Raw genomic sequence first — 25,032 nt, forward strand, 5'->3', positions numbered from 1 at the left:
CATGTATTCCTCCTTTTTTTATGACCAGCCCAGACCTCTAAAACGCCATCTAATAACTAATAGCTTACTACATCGGGAAACAAGGATCTACGTAGAAAACACGTATAACGAACCTTTAACATTACGGAATGATTTTTTGCGCATCAAAAAAATCCCCTTAGGCCGACAGTGCGCGGTTCATCCGATCATAAACGCTTCTTTCACTGTTTCATTGAGGGGATATTTAGAGAGATTACCCTTCCTGTTTTATAACACTGGCCTCTCGCCTGCGTTCAGCTTGAAATACCTCCATATTCCGAGAGCTGGACCGGCTCGCTGTTGTAAGAGTAGCCCGGCACGATAATTTTCCTTCCTTGCGGATCGCTCTTGACCGACTGCTCCTTCGTCATATCTGCTCTTCAATATTTCTTCCCTGCATTCGTAATCATGTACCATGTAGATGTCTGATTTCACGTGCTCCCAGCCGGCATTCGAAATAACCAGCCGCGTGTCATCCAGCGATTTTGAGGAAGTTAAAGATGTTGCGATCAAAAATAAGCCCTTCTTATCAAGGACTTTAATGCTGTAGAAAGAAAATAAAGTATTAGACTGGCCCCAACAATAAAAACAGCGGCAGCCTTGGAAGAGAAAATAAAGTCCTTGAATTTCGTTGTTTTATTGAGCTAACGTTCCTCGTTAGCTTAACAGGACCGAGAGCCGAATGGCCCGAAGCGTGAATATGGTGTTAGCTGATGGATACGCCTTCTTGAACTACTTACTTACACTTTTCCCCTTAATCAACTTCTTAAAAGCAGTGTATTCTTTATTAGATCTTATAAAATTTAATATCTCATTGGCACACTCACTCGATCTCATTATTTCAGTATTGAATTCAAGATCATATTCATTAAAGCAATACACGTTATCGTATTGTGAACTTGCTAAACCAACCTTCCTGTCTCCTCTAAGTTGTTCTCTTCTAGCAAGTTCTTTCTTTGAACATTTAACTACTACGAATATGACAGGGTGATCCGATAATAATTCAATACAAGTATCGAACCATTTGTCATTACCTATAACAGAATCTACAACTACGTTGTTTCCCATCGCTGAAAATAGTTATATTGTCGAGTAGTATAATGAAATCAACGGATTTGTAAGAATTTGATTTACTAATTGTCCATCCTCTGCACCATATGTTTCAATACTCGGATAGGTACTGTTAATGTAATCTTTATAACTATGAAATAGCCCATTAATAAAATTATCAAATGATAAATGTTGAAATGGGATATCAATTTGAGTTAATAATTCATTAGATATGCTTGTCTTTCCAGAACTTGAAGTTCCATTAAGAAGAACTATAATCCCTGGCTTCAATAGAATCCGCCTTTCATAATTTTATTATTGCGTATCTTTCAGCTAACAGTGTATTTACGAACTTCACGAAAATTATCAATTTTGAAGTATTCGCGAAGTTATTGAACAATCCTGCCCGTTAGCGTAACCAAACTTCGTTATTTAGCGGAGTCAAATCAAAACAGGTGCCGAAGCTGCCGCTCTTTGTTGTTTATTTGTTATGGAGTAAATCAGCAATTAAGATACCATTTATTTTTAATCCTGAAATGTCACATGCATTTATTTCAACATTTGTTAAATCACAATTATTAAACTGTCCGTTTGACAGGTTACAATTATGAAAACTTACTGGTTTATATTGTCCCTCGGGATTGTAGTTTCCGTCTCCTTCTTGAGGAAGAATTACATTATGAAATTCTGTTCCAAAAAGATGGACATGGTCAATAACAGCGTGGCTAAAGTTAGCATGCTGAATACCTAAACCCGATAAGTTTGCGTTCGAGATTTTAATTCCACCCATATTAACATCATTCAAAGACATATCACTCATGTTTACGTTATTAATTTTTGTCTTTGCCAAGCTGACATTATCGATATCAAGCTCCTCAGCTCTGACCTCCTGCCACTTAGACCCTGAAATATCTGCCCTTTGCAAATCCAACGGTTCCACCTTTAAGCTCATCTGGTTATCCCCCTTATTAAAATGAATTGCTCTCTATACTTCAACGTGCACCATAATATTTCCTTCATTATCCATTAAACTAACCTGCCCGTTAGCTTAAAACAAACTGCTCCTTGTTTGTTCAACTATCGTGTCCTGTTAGCTTAACAGCTTAACTGTTTAATCAAGAACAAAGAAGTCGTCAAAAGATTGACCTTCTAATGTATACAGCATTTTATAAATACCTAGTTTTTTATTCTTATATACAATCGGTATATAGGATACGATATAATCGAAATCATATGAGTAGCCTTCGTACACTTTCGTTTCATCCCACGTGTCTATGAATAATGCTACGCTTTTCATATCTATTGTTAGTAGCTTAGCATCAAAATCATCACCAAATACTTGTCTAAACTCCCCTGGGTCTTCTTGTATGTAATTATTAAAGCAAAACCAAAAACCAGCAATGGTTGTTTTTTCAATATCATTTTTAACAGCCCATTGTCGTAATTCTTTATCCATCATTCGATCACCTCTATGTTATTATACTGGCCGTTAGCTAATGAGGCTGCCGTTCCATGTTGGTAGTCTCCTTCTGTTAATTGTTACGCTATAGTGCCTCGTCAGTTTAATGACGTTGATGCCATCATTTTATCATACGTTCCTTTCCAGCTAGTAAAGTAATGGGGCCGGTACGGTAATTGCGGCTATCGATACATGTTCTTGTTCTCCTTCATCAGGGGCAGTCATTATCATAATTCATTGAGCAGGCACTACAAGGCGAAGACTTAATGAAGAATAATAATTGCGAGAACGCGTTGAACAAATGGGCAACTTTACACGCTGACTGCATGTTATTGGGGAATGCTCTTTGCTAGTTTAAGTACGCCATCAGGAAACAGGATGTATTTCAAAATAAAATTGAAATAAAATCTGTCGAATATGCATCGATTAATCACTTTTTTATTAAAAAATAACCTCGACCAACAGATCAGCCATTTATTTTATTTTTAATTTGAGCTATGATGCAAAAATAGATGGAAAATTGCTTTTTACACTATTGAAACAGGTGATATATATTAAAAATTTTTTCTCTTCATTAAATAAGTCCAGACTAATTTTATCTTTTCTGAATATTACCTCTGATGGTGTTGTTATTGTTGATAGAGATGGAAGGATACTAGGTATTAACAAGAAATTCGAGGAACTTCATGGGTGGTCTGAAAACGAAATAATTGGTGAAATTTTGCCGATGACGCCGGAGAATTGTAAGGCACAGGTATTTGAATTATATGAGCGAATTATCCAAGGGGAAGAATACAATGGACATGAAGTTATAAAGCTTAGAAAAGATGGAAGTTCTTTTTATGCAAATGTAACCATTTCTGCAATGAGGGATGATTCCGGAGAGGTTGTTGCATTCGTCGGCGTCGAGAGGGATATTACCGAAAAGAAAATGGCAGAAGCGCAGTTAAAAGAAAGCGAGGAACGTTATCGTTTATTAGTCGAAAACTCTCCAGAGCCGATTATGATTTTTCAGGACAATATCATTACTTTTGTAAATCCTGCAGCCGTGATCCTTATAGGTGCTTCAAAACCGGAAGAACTGATTGGTGAAAACGCAATTCGCTTCTTTCATCCAGATGATTTAGACATATTGCTTTGCGAGATAAACCAGTTACTCACTTCAAATCAGCCCTCTTCGATTCTGGATAAAAGGCTCATAAAGATGGATGGTGAAATAGTCCATATAGAAGTTAAGGCCGTACCGTTTCCTTTTCTTGGAAATAGATCGGTACAGCTATTATTTCGGGACATTACAGAAAGAAAAAAAGCAGTATTTGAGCTTGCTCAAAGAGAGCTCGAATATAGTCGTGTGCTGAAGCTATCTCCTGAGCCTATTGTGCTGCACAGGAACGCCATCGTTACTTTCGTCAATGATGCCGCGTTAAAATTATTTAACGTCAAAACAACAGATGAACTAATTGGCCGATCAATCTTCGAATTTTCAAGTCCCAGTTACCATGAAACGCTTAAGCAAAGATTAAATCGAGTTATTGAAACTGATGGCTTTATGGAGTTTACAAGTCTTGAATTGCAGCGATTAGATGGGACAGTTCTTGACGTCGAGGTATCTTCTATCTATATAGATAAACATGTAGGTGCTCCTGTCATTCAAACCGTAATTAGAGATATGTCAGAACGCAAAAAATCTGAAGATCTTATTCGAAGAGCGGAAAAGCTTTCAATTGTGGGAGAATTAGCTGCTGGAATAGCCCATGAGATACGCAACCCATTAACAACTTTAAAAGGGTTTTTACAGCTTTTAAAATCGAAAGGAACAGCTTACGTCGATATTATGCTAGTGGAAATTGATCGAATTAATCAGATCGTAAATGAATTTATGAGTATGGCCAAGCCCCATGCGGATAAGTTTGTGGAAACGGATCTAAAAGAACTGATTGAAAATATCATATTTATGATGCAACCTCAGGCTAATTTATATAATGTTCAAGTAGTTTTCTGCCTGAATACGTTGGACTCTCGGGTCTTTTGTGAGCCCAATCATCTAAAGCAGGTTTTTATAAATCTGATCAAAAACTCAATCGAAGCAATGCCGTCTGGGGGAACAATTAGTTTGAAAGTCATAGCCAAGGATACATCATTTTTGCAAATTGTGTTGAGTGATGAAGGCTCAGGCATCCATAACGAACACATTGCTAATCTTGGAAAACCATTTTTCACGACAAAAGAAAAAGGTACTGGTCTAGGCTTGATGGTTTGTTTCAAGATCATTGAAGCTCATCGTGGACACTTGGACATTCAAAGCGAACTCGGGAAAGGAACCACGATAAAAATCACATTACCGTTCCTAACAAACAGGTTTTAATGACCATACGAAAAGACTATGCCTCCCCCACGGGGTATTTTTCGGTCGTATGATCTCTTAAACTTCTTAAATGGAAAACCTACAATGGAACTGCCTATCTTTTCGTTTGGATTGGGTTATTAAGCTATAGTTACCCGTTAGTTCAACAACTAAACGGATTATTATTTACTCTTGAATAATAGAAGATAAGATACTGTCTGAGTACTCCAACCAATTAATCACTTCAAGACTAAAGTTACTCCAGATAATATTTTCCCCTTCACGCCTTATGGAAACTGTAATCGCTCCACAACCCAAGTCAGCACACATAGGGCATACAAAAACAAAATATCTCCCACTGTCCACTTTAATCTATGCGGTACTCGCGATGCTTGGACAGAATGTACTAGCCATTCCATTAGCGGTGTTTCTCAATAAAAAATTAAAAACAAAAAATCTGCTGCGAGCTGTGTTCTTCCTTCCTGCGGTGTTCAGCGTATTGGTTATCGGTTTTCTCTGGAATTTTATGTACTCACCCTCCGACTTTGGCTTGATTAATCAGCTTGTAGTCGCTCTTGGCTTTGAACGCTTCAATTTTCTCGGAGATCCTCATCTCGCACTTTATTCGGTCATCATTGTCTCCGTATGGCTGTGGGGTTGGAGAACATTCTGGCAGATTGTGTTCGCGTTGCTTACGCCGGTAATGGCCACTGTAGCTATTTTGAATACACTTGCTGTGTGGAATGATTTCATGACGCCATTGTTGTTCTTGCAATCTCGTTCGAAGGGTGTATTGCTCTTAGAAGTATTCCGCAACATTGGGCAATTCTCGACCGACTGGACGAATTTCTTCCCGATGATGCTCCTGGCGGTTGCACCACTCATTCTGTTCTACATTTTCATGCAAAAATATATCATTAACGGCATCACGTCCGGCTCGCTAAATTGATAGGAGCTTAAAGCTTTGCAAGAGAAAGTTTTGAAGCTGAATACTTCTATTCCTAGATTGTGCGCTTGAGACGAATACATGAAAAACCTTGAACCAAATGGAGCAAGGTCTCATATATTCGTCTTTTTCGCGTGCGATCGACCGGCCTTTGCCGTCGATGGCATCTCTTTTTCTTGTCTCACCTGCAGCAGGACGGGTAATCGGCAATTTAGGCAGAAATCTTGAGATGTTTAAGAATGTAGAATAACGTTTTCTTCTTCCAGTTCCAAAAAGTTCTGCGTCAGATACTGAATGGCCCAAAACCGCTGAATACCTCAAAATGAATATAAATATATTTTTTTCCTGTATGCTTGAATTAAAGTGTGACAATAATCGGACCATTTTTAGTAAGGATAATCGTATGTTCCAATTGAGCTACATAGCTTTTTTCTGTAGCATAGGTCCAACCGTCTTCTTTTTGGAATACTTCTTCTTCAAAGGTTGAGATAAATGGTTCGAATGCGATAACCATTCCTTCCTTTAATAATTCATCATCCCATGTATCATTATAATTATAAATATGGTTAGGTGCTTCGTGTATGCTACGTCCAACACCATGTCCTGTAAGGTTTTTGATAACAGTGAATCCATGCTGTCTCGCTGTTTCGAATACTGCTCTTCCGATTCCACTTTTTTTGGAACCGGGTTTTGCTCTCTTAAGACCTGCTTCAAATGCCTTTTTGGCAACGTCGCATAATTTCGTTAATTCTTCTTCTCCTTCTCTTACTACAAATGAGATTCCTGTATCTGCGAAATAACCGTTCTTTGAAGCAGATACATCAATATTTACTAGATCCCCTTCATGAATAACCCGATGACCCGGAACACCATGTGCCACTTCTTCATTAAGACTAATGCAAGTATAGCCAGGAAAATCATATTCACCTTTTGGAGCTGAAACTGCACCTGCTTTTTCTAAAAGTTCTCCGGCTATATCATCGAGTTCTTTGGTCGTTATGCCAGGAATTGTTTTTTGTACCAATTCATCTCTAATGAAGGCAACAATTTTGCCAATTTCCTTCAAACCATTAAAATCTTCTTCTGTTTTTGCAATCATTTTTTTCTATCTCCATAACTATACATTATTTTTAATAGCAGAAAAGGGACACGACTTCGCCAATGTCGACTTCCACTTTATCCATCTCACTTTTTAACCGCGTGCATCACATCGCCGATCCGGTTTCCGACGACAGCTTTTTCGATACCGAGATGCTTGATGAAAAGCAGCGACAATTCAGCCGGTTTTTCTCATTTCTTCAATTTCTGCTCTCGATTTCAGGATAACCATTCCATTCATCTCTCCTTTGACTGTATGCCTGAAAAAATCATATCGATGATCCCTTCCACATCCATCTCGTTCTGCATATTGTGGTGGATGTTCAATGCTGTGCAGCCAACAAGCGAGCCAAATATCTGATTAGCTGTTTTCTCCGGTGATTTGGAACCGATTCCTTCACGAATCATTTCCACAAACGGCAAATAGATCCGTTCCTGAAAATCGGCAAACAGCTTGATGAACCGGTTTCCCGGGAAGTGATGAAAATTATCCGCAACCGTTTTAAGCAAAATAAATACGCAAGGATCCTGGATGCACTTCCGCAGGAGCAGCCTGGAGAACGACTCAGCTTTAATCAAACCGCCGCCGTCCCCCGTCAAAGCGGGCAGTACTGCCGACTCCGTTCGATTCAGGGCATCCCACAGTAAATCTTCCATAAGCATGTGCTTATTTTTGTAGTAATGATACACGGTTCCGTAGCCGAGCTCTGCCTTGACCGCAACATCGCGTATTTCCAATTGAATGCCCTTCTCCAAATATACTTCCGCAGCCGCTTGCATAATTTGGTTCATCCGCATCTCCCGGATCGCATCATTCTGTTCTTTGGTACGTGGTGACATGGCTCCTCCTTTTTTAGACCTGCTGTAATGTCAATGTAAAATTAATATACATCATTTAGAATTATGGATCAAGTACTTCGATTCGCCTGTTTTTTCGGATAAAGCTTTATCCAGCAAAGAAAAAGAGTCGGGAAAAATGGCGAGTCATGCTTTCATTTGATAGGTATTGACAGTGTGTGAACGGTTTCTTCTCGATAAGTAGTTAACAAAAAAATCAGTGTTGTCATAAGCGGATGACCCTGTGTATTCCAAACGAATACCTCCTGACTTTTACATACCGTTAATCAGATTAGCTTTTTCCAATATTCACGGCTTCGGACATCCATCTGCTCCGGATCGGACAGCTCGAAGCGGCGTCCTTCATTGTCCGTTACCATCCAGCGGCTTTCCGTTACGGGTTGGATATTTTCATGGAGGTTATCCATCACCAATTCTGCCGGGCCATAATTCGTATCGACCTGCAAATGCCACTCGCTGCCTCTTTTTCTAACGGTCAGGATTTGTGTAATGACAGGAATCATATAATTTCGGTCAAGCTCTTCTCGTACCGCCTGAAAGCTATCTTCCGCGAGAAGCTTCACATCCTGTATTATTGCAATTTCACGCCCTTCCGCCGTGCGAACCGAGATGAACCTGTCGGGCATTGTATACGGAAAACTGCGAATTAGTGTTACACGGGCAAAACCCTTACCTTCCTGCTCCAAATGCAAAATACCGTCAGAAGATAAAGACATGAGAAATAAACTATGGCCAATATCGGTATACAATTCTAGTCTTAATTTACATTATAAATTTGGATTAAGAGAAGTTAGTAGGAGGGGAAATTAGGATAGATGAACGACAAATGTAGACCTTGATCCACTACAAGTCTACTCCGGCAGCAGAACATTGCTCTGCCTCATTGCGTAGATCGACAACCATTTAAAACATTAAGCTGCTTTCCGTTTGTATGCACGCACCGCAAATAGATATGCGACAATCAGTATCCCTAAGCACCACGCAAGAGCGACCCATATATCATTGCCCACCGGCTGGTTTTCAGCAAAGACGCGAATGACAGTCGGCATCGAATCGGTCGGCACTAACGCCGAGCTGATATACGGCAGGAAGATAAGTGGATAGGAAAACGCGCTTGCGCCTTCCACCGATTTTGCGGACAGTCCAGCAATAGCCGCGACCCAAGATAAAGTCAGCGTAAACAGCACGAGTATACCGGCTTCGGCAAGTCAAGGCAGCCCCCTGACGACGAGCGAAAGCCCATAATGAGCGCTACGAGAATGATGACGATAACAGAAATGACGTTAGATACTACCGAGGTCAGCACATGCCCCCATAGCACGGCGGAATGCGAAATCGGCATGGAGTGGAACCGCTCAATTATGCCCGGTTGCTTATCCAAAAATAGGCGTAAGGAAAACGATCTGCGGTTTTCCCACGAGACTCAAAGAGATGTCGAGCCTGCGGCGCATACCACCTGAATAAGTAGACGCCTTGCGGACGGCAGCCTCTGTCAGACCAAAGCGCTTAAGCATGTCGTCTGCAACCAGACGCGGATTTTTAAGGTATCTCAGCTTTGCAATCATGATCAGATTTTCCCGTCCGGTCAAAACTTCATCCACGGCGGTGAATTGCCCGGTCAGACTGATCGCCTGCCGCACATGGTCGGGGTTGGAAGTAAAGTCGAATCCATTTACTGTAACGGATCCGCTGTCTGGTTTGAGCAGCGTAGTGAGGATTTTGACCGCGGTTGTCTTGCCCACGCCATTGGAACCGAGCAGGGCGAGTATCTCACCTCGCTTCACTTCAAATTCGACGCCTTTAGGACTTCTGTGTCCTTGAAAGACTTTCGCAGACCTTTCTCTTCTATTGCTTTTTCCACCCCGATATCCCCCTTTTACTTCGTTTTATCCGTAACCTTTTCATGGCCTTGTTACCTTTTTTGGTCAACAGATTCTTGATAGATGTCAGCGTAAGTTTTTGAATCTTTGATTAAATCGTCGCAGAAAGCCGCTACGTCACTGCCCGTCACTTCGAGCACGCCTTTCCCCAAGGCCGCGCCTTCTTCAAAAAGATCGATAATCCCCGATAGCAAACCCGTCCCGTCGGTTAGCTCAACAGGGCCGACTTTAAATAGATATTTTTGAATCTCTTTATAAACAAATTGATAATCTTGCGGAAGCGCTTTGACACGCGCCATGTGCGCTCGCCACTCTTTTTTGCCTTCGATGATATCTTGTATTCTCATTTTATCCTCCTATTTACCTAATTTTTTCGCGATATTATTGTTGAGTTGCTCGCGCCACTTGTCGCGAAAAGACTTTGCCCCTTCTTCGCCGGCCAGCGCTGAACAGAAGCCTTTGATATCGTCACCAAAAACCTCTTGGACACTCTGACCGTCCGACGCCGTTTCTTCGAGTAGGCCAAGCACACCGTCAAGAATTGGCATGAGGTTGCGACCGGTGAAATCTGAGTGCGGCCAAAGATTGGCATTAATTTTTTCCCATGCCGCTTGATAATCAGCCGGCAGTTTTTTGGCTCGCGATTCAAAAGTTTTCAATTCTTTAGTCATGTCGCTGCCGGTGATTTTTTCCCAAAAGTTCATTATTTTCCCTCCTTTAACTCGTTAATTTTTGATGATACGAACTCCCATTTTTCCCAAAACTTCCGTAGTTCCTTGCGTCCCGCGTCGTTGAGCACGAAAAACTTGCGCGGCGGTCCCATCTCGGAGGGCTTCTTGGTGATCTCCACCAACTTGTTTTTTTCAAGCCGGATCAGGATAGTGTACACCGTTCCCTCCACAACATCTGTGAAGCCGAGGGCGTTCAGCCGCCGCGTGATTTCGTAGCCGTAGGTTTCTTTGCGGCTTATAATTTCAAGGACACAGCCCTCAAGCACCCCTTTGAGCATTTCCGTTAGGTTTTCCAGCACAATCACCCCTTGCTATTTTGTATCTCCGGTACTTAGTTATACTCACTACAGCTATAAAGTAACACGTAGTAGTTGATTTGTCAATATCGTTTGCTCTGACTCGGATTTTACGTTTTCAACTCTCCTGCCCGTTCGTATTATGAGGTCACGGGCTTTATCCATTAAGTTTTAAATATTGACAATCTATTAGCTAGAATAGCGTAGCGAAGGGCTGCCATATGGCAGCCCTTCGGGGTTGAACTTTCGTTGCGAGTTAGCGCAACATGATGTGTCTTCATTTTTATTGTTTCTTTCGAACGGGAAAAATAATATCCGTAATCGATTCCTCTGACTCAGGACCATAATTTCGTTCATCGTAAATTTCAATATTATAGAGACCAGAAAGTTCATATCCACTTTGTTTTAACCACGTGGAATATAAGTAAGCGTGCACAGCACCTGCATTTTCAAACGGACCTTTGAATGTAAATAAGACATACGTATTTGCTGGAATCTCTCTAAACATCATTTCTTCTGGAATGTCCTCATCTGAGGAAACTTCAATTCCAACGAAAAATTCGAATGGGACAGTTTCAGGATTATAATCCTCAGGATCCGTTGAAAGCCCAAATACTTCTCTTTCGTTTATACAATTCTTAATTTCCGATCTTCTCTGTAAAAAGTTTGCCGCTAACTTAAGTGTCGTCCTGTTTTGTTGCACATCATAAAGGGTAACATTTGTGGATAAGCCAATTAATTTTATTGACGGCTTCTCTAAAACTTTTGCTTCCATATGTCGAACCTCCTGTTTCTTCACACAACCAGTTTTAGCAATAATAGCATGTATATTATGACGTACATTTGTTCGCTATGCAAAGCGAAGGGGCGCCGCGCGGCAACCCTTCGAAGTTGAACTATCGTGTCCCGTTAGCTTAATGACCTTACATCAAACTGTGGTAAGCTTAGCTCTTATTCAACATGTAACCAATGAGCAGGCTTCCGCAGTGCCTACTCATCGTTGTTTGCTATTCAACTATCGTTACCCGTTAGTATACGATGAACTTATTGTGGATGAATTATCATGCATGATATAATTATAAAAAATGGAAAGAAGGGATAAACGATGAACGCAAAAACAAACCTTCGCCACCAACGTTTCAACACATTTCATAATAAACATAATCAACGAGTAGCAGAGTTTCATAAACGTCATGCTACTCAAATCACGAACGGGGATAATGGAAATAGTTTATTAGCGAGATGGGAAAGATTTGTTTATAACAAAGCACTGGATATTTTGAAGATATTTAAAAAATAATTTATTTGAGGCTGTTCCTAAGCGGAGCAGCCTCTTTCGTTTTCTTTTCAAGTTAACCTGCCCGTTAGCTTAAACAAAGAAAGGGAGCATCTGCCGCGTAGCAAACTGCTCCTTGTTTGTTCAACTATAGTTACCCGTTAACGTAACTTTTTAATATTAGATGCAGTAGAGGAAAAAGTCGTCCAGATCTGTCTAGTTCCGATCGTCCTGTCTGTACAAAACCAAACCGTTTATAGAATGTGTATGCTCCTTCATTTTGCTCATTCACATCAACTTGGAGATTGCTGCCTTTAACTTTTTCGGCATGGTTTATCAGTCGACTGCCTATACCTCTTCCATGATATTTAGGGTTTTCAAGGGTTTCAAACTCCCTTATTCTTTCTTCTCTAGTTCTACCAGCATGATCCTTAAACAAATCTTCTCTATCGTAATGAGGAAAAATGAGTTTATCAGTAATGTCTAATGCAGTAAAATCGTTCATATTCAAAGTCTATGAGGAATTCCGGAGCTCATAGTCAACCGTGACACGGTAACCAAACGATTTAACAGCGCAGCTAATCAAATTCATTGATGGGTAGATCTTTTCTTTCCAGAACTACGGCACGTTTTTAAAATCATCACCAGCACCAGAGCCTCTCCCCGTTAAGGCTGCTTCCTCTTATACGACTTCTGATCGGCATTGAACATGTAAAAAGCGCCTGTTAAAGTAAGGTTATTTCACCAGAACCAGCGGCAAACGTTTGACCCCGAACATCATCCAGCTGTCCATCCGCTCCAGTGTGTGCGAACGATCTCTTGCATAGTCAGGAAACCTGCTAAGAAGTGTTTGAATGGCGATCTTGCTCTCCAAGCGGGCAAGCTGAGCGCCCAAGCAGAAGTGGATGCCGTGTCCCAATGCCAGATGCGGATTCGGATTGCGACGGATATCGAATCTTTCCGGTGTATCAAAATGGTCTCCGTCATGGTTGGCCGACCCGATCCAGATGTTGACCATTTGTCCGGGCGATAGCGTTTGGCCGCGCAGAACAGTCGTCTTCTTAACCGTTCGAATCATCGTTTGAACGGGAGAGCAATAGCGAAGCACCTCTTCGATGGCTTGCGGAATCATGGAAGGTTCTTCGATGAGCCTCTCCCTTGCGTCTCTGTCGCTATCCAGGCACAGTAAGGCTGACGTTATGAGATTGGTCGTCGTTTCGTTCCCCGCAACCAGCAGCAGAATGCAAAATCCGATGATCTCCAAATCACTTAATTGCTCGCCTTCCACCTTCGCATGAACGAGATTGCTGATGAGATCGTCCTGCGGTTCGTGCCGTCTACGATTCATGATTTCGGAAAAATAGTCGCTCATTTCTTTCTGGCATTGGAGATATCGTTCGCCGTCATTCCCAACCAGCGAATCCGACCATTCCTTGAACCGGTCGAGATCCACTGACGGAATGCCCAGCATTTCGACAATGACGATGATCGGCAGCGGGCTAGCATAATCGAGAAGGGCATCCATCCTTCCCTTCTCTTCCGCTTGATCACACAATCGCTGCGTGATCGATTCAATCTTCGGCACCAGCGCTTCGATAGCCCGAGGCGTGAAAGCTTGCGAAACGAGCATGCGCAGCTGTCGGTGTTTGGGTGGATCTTGCCTTAGAATGCTCGAGTTGATAGGCTCCTGGGCGCTTTCCATCCCTTTCGAAGAATAATGCTCATGATCGGCAAATATCTTCTTTACATCGTCGTACTTGTACACGTTCCAAGTATTATGCTCCGAATTGAACGCCACAGGGGAAGAGTTTCGCATTTCTTTAAACCAAGTCAAAGGTATCAGTTCGCTGTCAGTTTTCCAATTCATACGCCGCATCGCCGCTTTCCGCTTAGAATGAAATCAGTTCAACATACCATCCGACTTGCCGCCGGGGGTCAAGAACAACCCGGTCGTAATAATCTTGTAGAGAAAATGTTCAAGATCGTCGCGGTTCATACTACTGCCATAGGTTAGAAAGTAATCGCAGGAACCGTTGAGCAAACCGACCATCCCCGCAGCGGCCAAGCTGCAATTGACATTGCGCATTACCCCCTCTTCTCGGCTTCCTTCCAGCACGCCTGCTATAAAATGAATATAGCCGAGCTTCAGTTCATTCAATTCCTCCAGTACTTCCTGATCGATTCCGTTGGACAATTCGTTGAACACGATATGTGCGAATCCGCTGGACTCCAGAAACAAGTCGAGATTGTGCCGGATGATTCGCCTAATTTGCTCTTCCAACGAAAGACCAGTTAGCAGCTCGTTCCGTATTCGATCGGTAATAACCTGCAGCCCATCCATCACGATCGTCTTAAACAACTGCGCTTTTCCTGGAAAATGATAATACAGCGTCCCTTTGGCGACCTTTGCTCTAAGCGCGATATCGTCCATACTTGCTCGGTGGTATCCATTCTCCGAGAAAACGTCTATCGCTGCTGACATGATTTTCGTTTTGCTCAATGCGAAATGTCTCTCCTCATCATAATAAACTGACTAGTCAGTACAACTAATACGTTTATGGTAACACTTGGTAAAATAATTGTCAATCTTAATGGATGCAGGTCTCCACATTGATTTTTATCTGGTCGGGATATACTTGCTACCGTAACAATTGATTCAGAACTCGTGGTGAAAATACGCTGACGCCTATGTTTTTGAATAGTGATGAAAATATATGATAATCTTTCTCCGGGCTGCCGATGCAGAGCCGTCATACGCCAGACGCGACCTCCTCCCACCCCATCGCTGCGTCAGGGGTTTGGTATACGTCGGGACCATTATCGTTCGGCATGGCGCATACCCTCCTTTGCCCGAAGCTCTATTGTCGTCCTCGTTCCGCTCTTGGCAGCCATATTCGTATAGTGGACAAGCGCTTGCGTTTGCAAGTAGTCGCTGGCGCTTGTCTCCGCTTCCCTACCCTCTGCGAGAGAGGCAAGAAATTCGTCCAAGGAGTCGCTCTGCGGCATATCGCTATATTCCGTGACCGTCCTGTACCCATCGTCCAAATGTACGGCAATGCTGCCATTATCGAGCAATATGGCTCCCTTCGTTCCTTCAATACGCCAAACTCCGCACCACGGGGTCATCGGTCCTCTGGACGCGATTGTCGCGGAATAATGGACCGGTATGCCCCCCTCCAGCTCGATAATCGCCATAGTCTGAAGCACGGCGCCCTCCTCCCGCCATCCGCCGGATGGATTGAACATGCCCGCCTGGACAGCGACGCCTTCGCGTCCCGTCAAATAACGCAGCAAATCCAAATGGTGGACGCCAATATCGTCAAGCACCGATACCGCGTAATCGCGCTTCACCCGATGATATCGCCGAAATGCAATATCGACCGACGAAATTCCCCCGATCACGTCCTCTTCCAGCAATGCCTTCAGCTTGCGGATGTATGGGAAATGCCGATAGTTCTCTGCAATCATAAACGGAATTCCCTCGCGTTCCGCCCTTGCCACGATTTCCAGCGATTCCGCATAGTTGAACCAAATCGGCTTCTCGCAAAGCACCGGCAGCCCCCAGTCGAATGCCGCGTTGTTCACCGCCGTGTGCGCGGCAGGGGGAGTGACATTGACAACAAAATCCGGCCGCTCTCCACTCAGCGCCTCCTCCAGCGACGTATAGAAAGGTACGGGATCGTCTCCGAGCTTCTCTTTTCGTGCCGGGTCCCTTTCGACTACGGCCAGCAGAAGCCCCTTACTGCGTAATCGCTTATACCAGCCAAATCCCGCTTCCCCTAGCCCTACCAAAATAGCTTTCATGTTTGTCCATCCTCCTTTTCAGCGCTCTGCCGCTCTACCCGCCCGCACGCATGCAGCCCCCGCCTCCCTACTACAAGGGAACACAGGGGCTGCAATTGCGGCAGGTTTCAAGTCGTGTTCCGATTCGAGCCTTGCTCGGTCAAACCAACGGTTATCGAGTGTCCTTCCGCTTGGACATCTCGTGCTGGTTGGGGTTGCGTTCGGAACCGGCATGGCACCACAACGTCACAATGGGCTCCGTCTCGCTCGAGCAGAGGTGGTGATCCTCGCCAGGTTCATTGATGATGATGTCTCCCATCCGGACCTCATGCTTCTCCCCATCGACTTCCATCACGCCGCGCCCCTGCAAAATGACAAACGCCTCCCTGTCGGCATGTACATGGCAATCCTTGCCGCCGGGACCATCGTTCGTATGGCTCCGTTCACCTGACGCGGCGAAGGCGAGCCCTCCCGAATAAAGATAATTCCCCGGCAGCAAGCCATTCAGAAAATGTCCGTTTTCCTCTGTCCGCAATTCATTCAACGAAAGCCTAATCATTCGCCGCATTCTCCTTCCATTGCTGCCTTCCCGCTGATATCCTGGGCCGCCTCCCAAATCCGCTCGATTGCCCTGAGCTCCTCGTCCGTGAAATAGGCATGGCTCAGAAACTTCGCAATATCGCCAATCTGCTCCGCCTTGCTCGCGCCGATCAGCGCGGAGTCGACGCGCCCTGCCGCAGCACCCAGGCCACCTCCATTTGCGCCAGACGTTGTCCTCGCTGCAGGGCAAGCTCCTGCAGCTTGAGCGACCCTCGCTCGCCGTAAGGCCCCGGCCACATCCGATAGCCGGCTTTGGTAGCAACGATCGTCTCGTCCCGGTAAGTGGCAAAATCCTGATCTCGTGTATTATTTCTTTAAAGGTATAACCATGTTCCATGTATCGGAAGCGTCCATAAAACCGTCGCTGCCGTCCGAGACAGCCGCGAACAAATGAGTCGGCTTGCCGTTCTGGAACAGAAGGAACGGCCGTTCCAGATTGCCCAGCGTCTGCACCGTGCCGTCATCATAGCGTACCGTCCGGGAATAGCTTTGCGGCTGCCCATGCAAGCTCCATTTCAGTCCGTCCGGCGATCCGGCGTAGATGCCGCCGTATTTTTCTCCGCATAAATGCCCTTCCATATCTTTGGCGATCAAATTGTATCCTTCGGCTGTTTGCCAGATGAACGGGTCTTCGATATGGAAGGACTCCGGAGGAAATACCGGCTCGTTGCTTAGCACCCGGTACGGTCCCTCGTAGTGATCCGCATACGCGACGCCAATAGACATGCCGCCATGCAGGTTGCCTTCGTAGCGACGTGCCTTGTAGATCAGCAGCACGGAACCGTCCTCCCGGACACACGGAGCCGGATTGGAGGTCAGAAAGCTGTCGAATCGGCCGGGACGTGTTGGCAATATCGGTTCGTCCGCTCTGCGCCACGGGCCCAATACGCTGTCCGCGATAGCCAGGCCTACCCGTTTGTTCGCCCGCGCCACGATGCATTGCGAATCGGTTAACCCGAAATCCCCGGGCGGCTCAGGATCACCCAGCGGATGGGTCGAGCCCGTATAATAAAGCAAATATTTGTTGTTGTGCTTGACGATATGGGGGTTGTGCGTGCTGCGTCCGTCCCAATATTCCGCTCCCCTCGCCGGAAGCGCCACCTCGCGGAACCGGTACGGTCCCTCGGGCGTATCCGAGTCCGCCCTGACAATCTCCGAAGCCGTCATCCAGCCGGGGTGCATCGGCAGTGTCTTCGGCCAGCGCGAGGCAAACATATGGAATTTGCCGTCCTCGCCCTGCACGACGGAACCGCACCATACCCAATAACCTTCCATACGGAAGCCGCCGCTACGCGGAGCCGGCAGCATTGTGCTAGTATGCATGTACCGTCACCTCGCTTTTTCCCGCTGCTCCATCATTACTGCGAACCATGGTCTCCCATCCTTCCAAATGAAGTGAATAACCGGTCTGCTCCATACAGCTATGCATCGACGTAGCCATGCCGGCGGACTGACCGCCGGCATGCTTGCGCATATATCGCCCCTAAGGCGTATTCAGCCCCACATCTCCGGCCGCTAGCGGGCGATTCAGCAGAGGCGCGCCGGAATATTCGTCCGCCCCCACATCCGTTGTCGCTCGCATTTGGCCGTCCATATCCGCCTGCACGAACGCGTATGTTCCTACAGCGGCGTCAATCGCCGGGCTGCTCGCGGACAGCTTCTGGATGCCGCTCACCGTAGTCAGCAGCGGATTAATATTTCGGATCTGCCCCGAGCTGCGCGATATGTTGCTAATGGTGCTGCCATACCCGATGTTGCCTTGGAACAGCGTATTCGTTGTCGCCGCCTCGTAATAAAGCGTGCCGGTGCTGTTGCGCACGATATTGTTCGCCACGACGGAATCCTGCGGAGCATACGCTTTGCCCGATCCGATGACGATGCCGGTTGTACTGTTTACAATCGTATTGCTCACGATAAGCGCCCGGTAAACTTTCCATTGTTTGCGCAATTGTTCGACCGTCGGGCTTGGAGGGGATCCTTCAGTACCGCCGTCGAAGTCGCCGTTAGGCAAGTAGATTGCTTCGCCTGTCAAATTCTCAAAGTAGTTGTTATAAATCTTATGATCATTGCCGAACATCCGGATGCCTTCCTGATCCGACTCCACGCCGTCCCCGAGGAAGAAGTTGCCGTATACGCTGTTGTTATGGCCGTGCCGCAGCGTTAGGCTGCCCTTGGACGTGAGGAATGTATTGAAGCGCACCGTATTGCTGCTGCTCTTGACCGATACGATTTCCGGCTCGCCATCGCAATTCTGAAAAACATTGTATTGTATCGTATTATAGCCGTGGGAGAGCGTTAGACCTGACAAGCCGAGACGGATCGTCTCTTTGCCGTTAGCTACCCATGGGCCCACATCATGGAAATAGTTGTATTCGATAATATCGTATTGCGAAATTTGCCCTGAGCCGTCCTGTCCTTCGTAAGCGATCAGCGGTTCGGTGTCGCTCTTCAGTCCGAAGTCGTTCCGGTCGATGCGGTTATGATGGCTGTTCGTACCCCGCACTTGCAGCCACATCAGGCCGCCGCCCGAGCTTGGCAGCGCAAATGTATTACGGGTCAACCGCACATGGCGCGAGCCTTCGAGCACCACTGCACCATTGCTTGTGTTCGTAAACTTTAATCCGTCCAGCACCACATGCGAGGAGTTCTCGACGCGGAAGCCCGACGCTCCCGAGATGATAGCCTGGCCGCGGTTTTTCGCTTTAATGACGATTGGCGCGTTGGCGGTGCCGTTTTTGTTCTGAACAGCAAACGGGCTTGTACGAGAATATGTGCCGTTTGCCAGCACAATCGTTTTACCCGCCGTAGCGGTTGCAAGCTCGGCAGCCAACTGCGTGGAAGTGCTAACTTCGACGACCGTCCCTTCGCTACCGCTGCCGCTTGAATCGCTGCCGTAAATTTCGACCTCTGCAAAGCTGTTCCAGGCGTTCACCGAGTTGCCGTGGCCAACAATACGAACGTAGCGGACGGGGGCAACATCGGCAAAATCAAACGTCTGCAAGCTGTTGCTCAGACTGCTGACCGCTCCCGAAAGCGCCGTGCTGAAGTTGTAGCCATCATAGGAAGTCTGAATATCAAAGCTGGAAGTTCGCTCCGCCCCGTTGGTGAAGGCGATCTTCACGTATTCCACCCGATTGCTCGATCCAAGGCCGTATTGGACCCACTCCCCGTCGCCATTCACCGACCAGCGCGTGCCGAGATCGCCGTCGATTGTATGCGCGACGATATTGCCGTCATCTCCGCTGGCCATAAGCTGCGGCACGGTAACCGCCAGCTTGCTTGCGTCCGGCGAAGGGCCGCTCGCGGTGCCATACAGTTCAACTTCGGTATAGCTGTTCCACAGGTTGGAGGAATTGCCGTGCCCAACTACCCGCACATAGCGGGCAGGATCGACATCCGGAAAATCGAAATTTTGCAGGCCTTCCACAAGGCTGCTCACAACTCCGCTGCTGACGGTCGTGAAGGCGGAACCGTCCGTAGACGTCAAAATATCAAAAGTAGAAGTGCGGCTTGCCCCATTCAGAAAAGCAATTTTGATGGAAGACACTTTGCGGTTTACGCCCAAATCGTACTGAATCCATTGCCCATCACCATTTGCCGACCAACGTGTGGCGAAATCGCCGTCCACCGTGTTAGCCGGTACATTGCCGTCATGTCCACTCGCCGTCACGTCGGAGCTGCCAATTGTGAACTTCGCATCGGCCGCCCTCACCGCACCTGGCATTAACGCAACTAGCATACAGAGCAAAATAATGCACGTCATACTTTTGGTTCCCATAATTCATTCTTCATCCTTTCCGTTATGAATTGATGGTTATTGAATCATTCCCTTCGTTCCGCCCGCACCTCCTCTCAAGAATACGGAAGCCGGGAGGTGCTTCCTGTCCTCCCGGCTTCGTGATTACGGCCTTTGATCCCGCTCAAAAAATGTGCTGGCTCCAGCCTTTGCTCTTCGCCAAAGCTTCAATATAATAGTAATCGCCGTAAATCAGCGATACGTTGATGTTGGTATTGACTGGCTTATGCCCGGTTGCGCCGAGCAGGATGCCTTCATACTCCGGCTGGTCGAGCGTACTGTAGTTGTTCGACAACGAGCGCAGAATGCGCGTGGCCGCGCGCAGGTATAAAGCGGCTTCCTCAGGAGCCACCTGCGACGCGATATCGATCAGCCCGGATGCCGCGCAGCTCGCCGCCGAGGTGTCTCGCGGCTCGTCCGTCAAGTCGGCCGCCGCACGGAAATCCCAATGCGGCACATCGTCTTCCGCCAACGCGCTGATGAAATAATGCGCCACCCGCTTCGCCGCATTCAAGTAACGCGCTTCGCCCGTATAGCGGTATGCGCAGCTCATTCCATAGAGCGCCCAAGCTTGGCCCCTAGACCAAGACGATTGCGGCGCGAAACCCTGTCCTCCGTCATAACGCTCCACTTCGCCCGTCTCTGGATCGAAGATAACGATATGATGCACCGAGCCGTCGTCGCGGATAAACGAGCGAAGCACCATATCTGCATGGGCGACCGCAATATGCTTGAAGCGCGGATCATCGCTTTCTTCGCTCGCCCAGAACAGAAGCGGCAAATTCATCATCGAATCGATGATCGACCAACCCGTCTGGTTGCGTGGCCAGGCCCTGATGAACTGTCCGACCGGGTTGTACCGCCCTGCCAGATAGTTGGCGGCGAACAGCCCGCGCCGCCGTGCGTCCTGGTCGCCGGTCAGCTTGTAGCGGATAACTGATGTCGGCAGGAACTGAAAGCCAACATCGTGGTGGAAATGGTTGTCCCGCAAGTAACATTGCTCCATGCGTTCGTCCCAAGGCTCTGCCTCCTCCCGATAACGACGCTCGCCGGTCATATCGTACAGAATCCATAGAATGCCCGGCCAGAAGCCCGAAATCCACTGATCCACTTTGATCTGGTCATATTTGCCCGCTGCCGAAACATGCGGCGCTTCTGCCCAGCCCGCTTCGATCATATGATCAACTTTAATCTTCACTTTATCCCACCAAGCCGACAGCTCGGATGGTTTCAGCTTCACATTTTCATTGCTCATCTCAAAAATCCACTCCTTATCCTAACCTTTGATGGCACCGATCAAGGCGCCTTTCACGAAATATTTTTGCAATAACGGGTAGACCAGAAAAATCGGAAGGGTCGCTACCATAATCGTGGCGTATTTCAATGTCTCGCCCAATATGATGATCTCATCCTGGGATGCTCCCTCCGCCATGGAGTTCGCCTCGCCGATTATCAATATTTCTCGCAGGATCAACTGCAACGGATACAGCGATCGATCCTGAAGGAAGATCATGGCGTTAAACCACGAGTTCCAGTGGCTTACTCCGTAATACAGGCCTACCACGGCAAGCACGGGCTTGCATAGCGGCAGGAAGATGCGGAACAGAATGACAAAGTCGTTGGCGCCATCGATCTTGGCCGACTCTTCCAGCGCATCCGGCACCGCCTCGAACGATGTCCGCATAATAATGAGGTTAAAAGCGCTTATTGCGGTAGGCAGGATCAGCGCCCACAGCGTGTCCGTAATGCCCAGCCCTCTGACCAGCAAGTAGAACGGAATTAATCCACCGCTGAAAAACATGGTAAACACGATAAACAACGTAAGCTGCTTACGATATTGCAACGTTTTTCTGGACAAGGCGTATGCGGCAAAGGAAGTGAGCAGCAAATTGAGAGCCACGCCTACAATGACAATAAATAACGTGTTGCGGTAGCCGAGCAGGATCATCGGGTTGCTGAATACCGCCCCGTATGTTTCAAGCGAGAAGCCCAGCGGCTTCCATAGAATGCCCTTATGCGCCATCATCAGCGCCGGTTCGCTGAATGAAGCAAATGCCACGTATAAAATTGGGTACATTGTTGCAATCATGAGCGCGGACAAAAACAGCGTATTGCAAACCCGGAATAGATGTTCACCCAAGCTTACTCGCATGCGAACCCTCCTCTACCACAAACCCGTATTGTTCAACTTCCGGCTTATCCAGTTGGAGCCGATAACAAGCGCGAAGTTAATCACGGAGTTGAACAATCCGACAGCGGAGCTGAAACTGAATTGAAAATCTTGAAGCCCGACCCGGTACACATACGAGGAAATGACATCCGCCATCACATAAGTGGTCGGGTTGTACAGCAGAATAACTTTCTCGAAGCCGACGCTCATTATTCGGCCAATGTCCAGGATGAGCAATATAACGAAGACGGGCAGCAGCCCGGGTAGTGTAACATGAAGCATCTGCTTCCAACGTCCACCTCCGTCGATCTTGCAAGCTTCATATTGCTCGGGATCGATCGCAGACAGCGCGGCCAAATAAATAATTGTACCCCAGCCTACATGCTGCCATATATTCGATGAAACGAAGATCGTCCGAAAATAAGACGGTTCCAGCAGCATCGTAATCCGCTCGCCGCCGAAAAATGCGATAATATCGTTGATGACGCCCTCACTGCTCGTAAAATCCTTAATCATGCCGCAAATAATGACAAGCGAAATAAAATGCGGCAAATAAGTGATCGTCTGAACCGAACGCTTGAACAGCGCATTTTTCACCTCATTTAGCAACAAGGCGAGAATAAGTGGAGCGGGAAAACCGAAAACGAGATCGTACAAACTAATCATCAGAGTGTTTTTAAACACCCGCCAAAAATACATTCCGCCAAAAAAGTCTTTGAAATGCTCCAGTCCTGCCCACTCGCTGCCCCCAATTCCAAGCCGGGGGTTAAAATCCTTGAACGCAATAATCGCACCGTACATCGGGAAATATTGAAAAATAATGAAATATGCCAAAACAGGAGTAAGCATGATGTACAAATACTTGTTTTTAACTATGTCTTTCGCGATATTAAGCGGAAGACGCCCGGCATGCGCGACTTTGCTGCGTTCCAGCTTCAACTGAGCCATCTCCTACTCCTCCTATCCACATGCAGCATCATCAGCAGGGGATGGTTGCACCACTCCCCTGCCCCCACGGCGACCTGCAGCCTGCCGCAAGACGATACATGGAGTTATCTTTTGTTGTAGCGATCCAAGGCGCCTTGATAGATGTCGATTACATCGCGAATTCCCATATCTTCCAGCTGCTTCACGAAGCTGTCGAATTTATCGATCGGCTCATTGCCCATTAAAAATTTGATGAACATTTCTTCTAAATACGTGTTGATTGCGGTCATTGTCTGCGCTACCTTCTTGCTCTCATCTACAGTAGGCGTAATGAACGCGGGCAAAATATGTTTCTCCGCATCGGTATCCGACCAAATCTGAACCGCCTCGTCCTGTTGCGGGAACGTATTGGTCGTTTTTTGCTCATGCATCGGAAACGGACCGTTCGGAACCGTATATTGCGCCAGCATCTGCTGTGAAGTGTACTTATCGTTTTTTACGATCATATCGGTAAATTTCGGAACACCGTTGTCCATCGTGTAGCTTTCGCCTTCAACGCCGAAGTTGTAAATCAAGGTTCCTTGCTCGCTATATGCGAAGTCCAGCCATTTTACGATCGTCTCCAGGTCTTTCGCCGACGTCGTCACGGCCGCGCTTGCTTTCGGGTTATATTTGAAATCGCGCTGTCCGGTAAACGGTTTTTCGCCTGCTTTCAATACCGGATAAGGAGCCGCTGCGAGATCAAAAGCCGGATTTTGGGCTTTTCCGGATTCCAGCCATTTGCCCATACCGCCGCCCAGCAAGAAAACAGTCGCACCGGACTCGCCGTTCAGAAACCGCTTATCCAGCGTGTTGCGCTCTACGATCGGGAAGTCTTTATCAATCAGCCCTTCGGAATACCACTGGCGAAACAACGTCAAAACATCTTTGTATTGCGGATCTATCGGACCGTATTTCACTTTGCCCTGGTCGTCAATATAGAAGCCGTGCGACGTTTTGTATGCGCCGAAAAACGCGTCCTGTAAATTCATTTTGTTCGCGTATAATGCCGTCAGCGGTGCTACGGCGCCTTTTTTCTCTTTGAATGCCGTAAGGACCTTATGCCAATCATCTACCGTTACAGGCAATTGCAGTCCCAGCTCATCCAGCCAGTCTTTGCGCAGCATTGGTCCGCGGAAGACTACGCCTTCCGAATTGCGCACCATAGGGAAGGCGTAATATTGGCCGCTGTCGGTTTTCACCATTTTATCCAGATCCGGATTAGATTCCAGCAGCTTCTTCAGGTTAGGCGCATATTGGTCGATCAAATCGTTGAGCGGTACGATAACCCCGTCTGCAATCGCCTTCTCCGGTCCACCTGGATAGATGCTCCAGTCGTACTCCAGCACATCCGGCAGCTTGCTGGAAGCCAGCAACAAATTAAACTGCTCTTCTGCTTGACCGTCGGTCGGGTGGATGTAGGTTACTTTCACGCCGGTAGCTTCTGCAATCGCCTTCCCGATTGGCGCTTCCGCCAGATTCGTTGTAAATGTAATCAGGTTTCCGTTGATTGGAGCCCAGTACGAGAACGTATCTTTGGTATCCAGTGGATAAACCGGCTTATTCGCTCCCTCGTTGCCTTTGTTTTCGTCATTGCCGCCCGTATTGCTGACGGGGCTTTGAGTCGGCTCTGTCTTGACCTTGTTACCGGAGCCCCCATTACTGGTGCATGCGGTTAAAGACAATGAAAGTACCATTGCAATCCCCAGTGTGAGCTGCAGCCATTTGCGCTTCTTGCCGTTGCGATTTTTTACCATTTTG

25 protein-coding genes and 3 pseudogenes are annotated in these 25,032 nt (G+C 46.7%); 3 read left to right on the forward strand and 25 right to left on the reverse strand.

The window, feature by feature from the left end; genetic code table 11:
* Positions 1-246 precede the first annotated feature (246 nt).
* The 4 genes and pseudogenes from AC787_RS30290 to AC787_RS30305 all read right to left on the reverse strand — a co-directional run bounded on the left by AC787_RS30290 (position 247) and on the right by AC787_RS30305 (position 2,527).
* A complete protein-coding gene (locus AC787_RS30290) occupies positions 247-531 on the reverse strand; it encodes a hypothetical protein (RefSeq protein ID WP_054028713.1) in 285 nt (94 codons plus the stop codon).
* Positions 532-750: 219 nt separating this feature from the next.
* A pseudogene (locus tag AC787_RS30295) lies at positions 751-1,359 on the reverse strand (chloramphenicol phosphotransferase CPT family protein).
* 190 nt (positions 1,360-1,549) lie between these two features.
* Complete coding sequence (locus AC787_RS30300; protein ID WP_054028714.1) at positions 1,550-2,020, reverse strand: pentapeptide repeat-containing protein; 471 nt, start codon at positions 2,018-2,020, stop codon at positions 1,550-1,552.
* 159 nt (positions 2,021-2,179) lie between these two features.
* On the reverse strand, positions 2,180-2,527 hold the full coding sequence (locus AC787_RS30305; RefSeq protein WP_054028715.1) for a hypothetical protein: 348 nt from the start codon (positions 2,525-2,527) through the stop codon (positions 2,180-2,182).
* A 520-nt stretch (positions 2,528-3,047) separates the two neighbouring features.
* On the opposite strand from AC787_RS30305, the gene AC787_RS30310 reads away from it, so the two are divergent.
* Together AC787_RS30310 and AC787_RS34585 are read left to right on the forward strand one after the other, a co-directional pair.
* Positions 3,048-4,892: a PAS domain-containing sensor histidine kinase gene (locus AC787_RS30310; RefSeq protein ID WP_054028716.1), complete on the forward strand. Its 1,845-nt coding sequence runs from the start codon at positions 3,048-3,050 to the stop codon at positions 4,890-4,892.
* A gap of 367 nt (positions 4,893-5,259) precedes the next feature.
* Positions 5,260-5,820: a hypothetical protein gene (locus AC787_RS34585; protein ID WP_054028717.1), complete on the forward strand. Its 561-nt coding sequence runs from the start codon at positions 5,260-5,262 to the stop codon at positions 5,818-5,820.
* Between the two features lie 355 nt (positions 5,821-6,175).
* Here the strand turns inward: AC787_RS34585 and map are convergent, their stop codons facing one another.
* The 9 genes and pseudogenes from map to AC787_RS30365 all read right to left on the reverse strand — a co-directional run bounded on the left by map (position 6,176) and on the right by AC787_RS30365 (position 11,455).
* Positions 6,176-6,916 carry a type I methionyl aminopeptidase gene (map, locus tag AC787_RS30325; protein ID WP_054028719.1) on the reverse strand — a complete coding sequence of 247 codons (741 nt, stop codon included), beginning with the start codon at positions 6,914-6,916 and terminating at the stop codon, positions 6,176-6,178.
* A 236-nt stretch (positions 6,917-7,152) separates the two neighbouring features.
* Positions 7,153-7,755, reverse strand: a complete 603-nt coding sequence (locus tag AC787_RS30330; RefSeq protein WP_054028720.1) for a TetR/AcrR family transcriptional regulator — start codon at positions 7,753-7,755, stop codon at positions 7,153-7,155.
* Positions 7,756-8,039: 284 nt separating this feature from the next.
* Positions 8,040-8,489, reverse strand: a complete 450-nt coding sequence (locus AC787_RS30335; protein ID WP_152970816.1) for a DUF1854 domain-containing protein — start codon at positions 8,487-8,489, stop codon at positions 8,040-8,042.
* A 195-nt stretch (positions 8,490-8,684) separates the two neighbouring features.
* Positions 8,685-9,169 (reverse strand): annotated as a pseudogene (locus tag AC787_RS30340) (ABC transporter permease); the annotation flags it as partial.
* Positions 9,165-9,634, reverse strand: a pseudogene (locus tag AC787_RS30345) (ATP-binding cassette domain-containing protein); the annotation flags it as partial. The pseudogenes AC787_RS30340 and AC787_RS30345, both read right to left, overlap by 5 nt.
* Positions 9,635-9,685: 51 nt before the next feature.
* Positions 9,686-10,000: a DUF1048 domain-containing protein gene (locus AC787_RS30350; RefSeq protein WP_054028722.1), complete on the reverse strand. Its 315-nt coding sequence runs from the start codon at positions 9,998-10,000 to the stop codon at positions 9,686-9,688.
* A gap of 9 nt (positions 10,001-10,009) precedes the next feature.
* Positions 10,010-10,357, reverse strand: a complete 348-nt coding sequence (locus AC787_RS30355; protein ID WP_054028723.1) for a DUF1048 domain-containing protein — start codon at positions 10,355-10,357, stop codon at positions 10,010-10,012.
* A complete protein-coding gene (locus AC787_RS30360; protein WP_321166202.1) occupies positions 10,357-10,662 on the reverse strand; it encodes a PadR family transcriptional regulator in 306 nt (101 codons plus the stop codon). The genes AC787_RS30355 and AC787_RS30360 overlap by 1 nt, the downstream gene beginning before the upstream one ends.
* Before the next feature lie 301 nt (positions 10,663-10,963).
* Complete coding sequence (locus AC787_RS30365) at positions 10,964-11,455, reverse strand: GyrI-like domain-containing protein (RefSeq protein WP_054028725.1); 492 nt, start codon at positions 11,453-11,455, stop codon at positions 10,964-10,966.
* A 330-nt stretch (positions 11,456-11,785) separates the two neighbouring features.
* Here AC787_RS30365 and AC787_RS30370 point away from each other — a divergent pair, with 330 nt between their 5' ends.
* Complete coding sequence (locus AC787_RS30370; RefSeq protein WP_054028726.1) at positions 11,786-11,980, forward strand: hypothetical protein; 195 nt, start codon at positions 11,786-11,788, stop codon at positions 11,978-11,980.
* 130 nt (positions 11,981-12,110) lie between these two features.
* Here the strand turns inward: AC787_RS30370 and AC787_RS33475 are convergent, their stop codons facing one another.
* The 12 genes from AC787_RS33475 to AC787_RS30435 all read right to left on the reverse strand — a co-directional run bounded on the left by AC787_RS33475 (position 12,111) and on the right by AC787_RS30435 (position 25,028).
* The gene (locus tag AC787_RS33475; protein ID WP_235561172.1) at positions 12,111-12,467 is read right to left on the reverse strand and encodes a GNAT family N-acetyltransferase; all 357 of its coding nucleotides are present in this window, start codon (positions 12,465-12,467) and stop codon (positions 12,111-12,113) included.
* 225 nt (positions 12,468-12,692) lie between these two features.
* Complete coding sequence (locus AC787_RS30380; RefSeq protein WP_152970817.1) at positions 12,693-13,823, reverse strand: cytochrome P450; 1,131 nt, start codon at positions 13,821-13,823, stop codon at positions 12,693-12,695.
* A 33-nt stretch (positions 13,824-13,856) separates the two neighbouring features.
* On the reverse strand, positions 13,857-14,456 hold the full coding sequence (locus tag AC787_RS30385) for a TetR/AcrR family transcriptional regulator (RefSeq protein WP_054028728.1): 600 nt from the start codon (positions 14,454-14,456) through the stop codon (positions 13,857-13,859).
* Positions 14,457-14,773: 317 nt separating this feature from the next.
* Positions 14,774-15,760, reverse strand: coding sequence for a Gfo/Idh/MocA family protein (locus tag AC787_RS30395; protein WP_054028730.1), 987 nt, complete (start codon positions 15,758-15,760; stop codon positions 14,774-14,776).
* 151 nt (positions 15,761-15,911) lie between these two features.
* A complete protein-coding gene (locus AC787_RS30400; protein ID WP_054028731.1) occupies positions 15,912-16,298 on the reverse strand; it encodes a cupin domain-containing protein in 387 nt (128 codons plus the stop codon).
* A 347-nt stretch (positions 16,299-16,645) separates the two neighbouring features.
* Positions 16,646-17,614, reverse strand: a complete 969-nt coding sequence (locus AC787_RS30410) for a glycoside hydrolase family protein (RefSeq protein WP_235561173.1) — start codon at positions 17,612-17,614, stop codon at positions 16,646-16,648.
* 37 nt (positions 17,615-17,651) lie between these two features.
* Complete coding sequence (locus AC787_RS34265) at positions 17,652-17,813, reverse strand: hypothetical protein (protein ID WP_161807592.1); 162 nt, start codon at positions 17,811-17,813, stop codon at positions 17,652-17,654.
* A 9-nt stretch (positions 17,814-17,822) separates the two neighbouring features.
* Positions 17,823-20,117: a chondroitinase-B domain-containing protein gene (locus tag AC787_RS30415; RefSeq protein ID WP_200930797.1), complete on the reverse strand. Its 2,295-nt coding sequence runs from the start codon at positions 20,115-20,117 to the stop codon at positions 17,823-17,825.
* Between the two features lie 142 nt (positions 20,118-20,259).
* Positions 20,260-21,390, reverse strand: coding sequence for a glycoside hydrolase family 88 protein (locus AC787_RS30420; RefSeq protein ID WP_054028733.1), 1,131 nt, complete (start codon positions 21,388-21,390; stop codon positions 20,260-20,262).
* A 21-nt stretch (positions 21,391-21,411) separates the two neighbouring features.
* Positions 21,412-22,287, reverse strand: coding sequence for a carbohydrate ABC transporter permease (locus AC787_RS30425; protein WP_054028734.1), 876 nt, complete (start codon positions 22,285-22,287; stop codon positions 21,412-21,414).
* 12 nt (positions 22,288-22,299) lie between these two features.
* Positions 22,300-23,253 carry an ABC transporter permease gene (locus AC787_RS30430; RefSeq protein ID WP_082361336.1) on the reverse strand — a complete coding sequence of 318 codons (954 nt, stop codon included), beginning with the start codon at positions 23,251-23,253 and terminating at the stop codon, positions 22,300-22,302.
* A 104-nt stretch (positions 23,254-23,357) separates the two neighbouring features.
* Positions 23,358-25,028, reverse strand: a complete 1,671-nt coding sequence (locus tag AC787_RS30435) for an extracellular solute-binding protein (protein ID WP_054028735.1) — start codon at positions 25,026-25,028, stop codon at positions 23,358-23,360.
* Positions 25,029-25,032 lie beyond the last annotated feature (4 nt).

The organism is Bacillus sp. FJAT-28004 (genome assembly GCF_001280845.1).
Lineage (GTDB): Bacteria > Bacillota > Bacilli > Paenibacillales > Paenibacillaceae > Pristimantibacillus.

Excerpts from the sequence above, each read along its gene's own strand:
- AC787_RS30380 (WP_152970817.1), bottom strand. The coding sequence starts at position 13,823 with ATGAATTGGAAAACTGACAGCGAACTGATACCTTTGACTTGGTTTAAA.
- AC787_RS30360 (WP_321166202.1), bottom strand. The coding sequence starts at position 10,662 with ATGCTCAAAGGGGTGCTTGAGGGCTGTGTCCTTGAAATTATAAGCCGC.
- AC787_RS30335 (WP_152970816.1), bottom strand. The coding sequence starts at position 8,489 with ATGTCTTTATCTTCTGACGGTATTTTGCATTTGGAGCAGGAAGGTAAG.
- AC787_RS30300 (WP_054028714.1), bottom strand. The coding sequence starts at position 2,020 with ATGAGCTTAAAGGTGGAACCGTTGGATTTGCAAAGGGCAGATATTTCA.
- AC787_RS30330 (WP_054028720.1), bottom strand. The coding sequence starts at position 7,755 with ATGTCACCACGTACCAAAGAACAGAATGATGCGATCCGGGAGATGCGG.
- AC787_RS30415 (WP_200930797.1), bottom strand. The coding sequence starts at position 20,117 with ATGGGAACCAAAAGTATGACGTGCATTATTTTGCTCTGTATGCTAGTT.
- AC787_RS30355 (WP_054028723.1), bottom strand. The coding sequence starts at position 10,357 with ATGAACTTTTGGGAAAAAATCACCGGCAGCGACATGACTAAAGAATTG.
- map (WP_054028719.1), bottom strand. The coding sequence starts at position 6,916 with ATGATTGCAAAAACAGAAGAAGATTTTAATGGTTTGAAGGAAATTGGC.
- AC787_RS30400 (WP_054028731.1), bottom strand. The coding sequence starts at position 16,298 with ATGATTAGGCTTTCGTTGAATGAATTGCGGACAGAGGAAAACGGACAT.
- AC787_RS30370 (WP_054028726.1), top strand. The coding sequence starts at position 11,786 with ATGAACGCAAAAACAAACCTTCGCCACCAACGTTTCAACACATTTCAT.
- AC787_RS30435 (WP_054028735.1), bottom strand. The coding sequence starts at position 25,028 with ATGGTAAAAAATCGCAACGGCAAGAAGCGCAAATGGCTGCAGCTCACA.
- AC787_RS30395 (WP_054028730.1), bottom strand. The coding sequence starts at position 15,760 with ATGAAAGCTATTTTGGTAGGGCTAGGGGAAGCGGGATTTGGCTGGTAT.
- AC787_RS34585 (WP_054028717.1), top strand. The coding sequence starts at position 5,260 with ATGCTTGGACAGAATGTACTAGCCATTCCATTAGCGGTGTTTCTCAAT.
- AC787_RS34265 (WP_161807592.1), bottom strand. The coding sequence starts at position 17,813 with ATGCGCAAGCATGCCGGCGGTCAGTCCGCCGGCATGGCTACGTCGATG.
- AC787_RS30350 (WP_054028722.1), bottom strand. The coding sequence starts at position 10,000 with ATGAGAATACAAGATATCATCGAAGGCAAAAAAGAGTGGCGAGCGCAC.
- AC787_RS30425 (WP_054028734.1), bottom strand. The coding sequence starts at position 22,287 with ATGCGAGTAAGCTTGGGTGAACATCTATTCCGGGTTTGCAATACGCTG.
- AC787_RS30410 (WP_235561173.1), bottom strand. The coding sequence starts at position 17,614 with ATGGAAGGTTATTGGGTATGGTGCGGTTCCGTCGTGCAGGGCGAGGAC.
- AC787_RS30305 (WP_054028715.1), bottom strand. The coding sequence starts at position 2,527 with ATGATGGATAAAGAATTACGACAATGGGCTGTTAAAAATGATATTGAA.
- AC787_RS30365 (WP_054028725.1), bottom strand. The coding sequence starts at position 11,455 with ATGGAAGCAAAAGTTTTAGAGAAGCCGTCAATAAAATTAATTGGCTTA.
- AC787_RS30430 (WP_082361336.1), bottom strand. The coding sequence starts at position 23,253 with ATGGCTCAGTTGAAGCTGGAACGCAGCAAAGTCGCGCATGCCGGGCGT.
- AC787_RS30420 (WP_054028733.1), bottom strand. The coding sequence starts at position 21,390 with ATGAGCAATGAAAATGTGAAGCTGAAACCATCCGAGCTGTCGGCTTGG.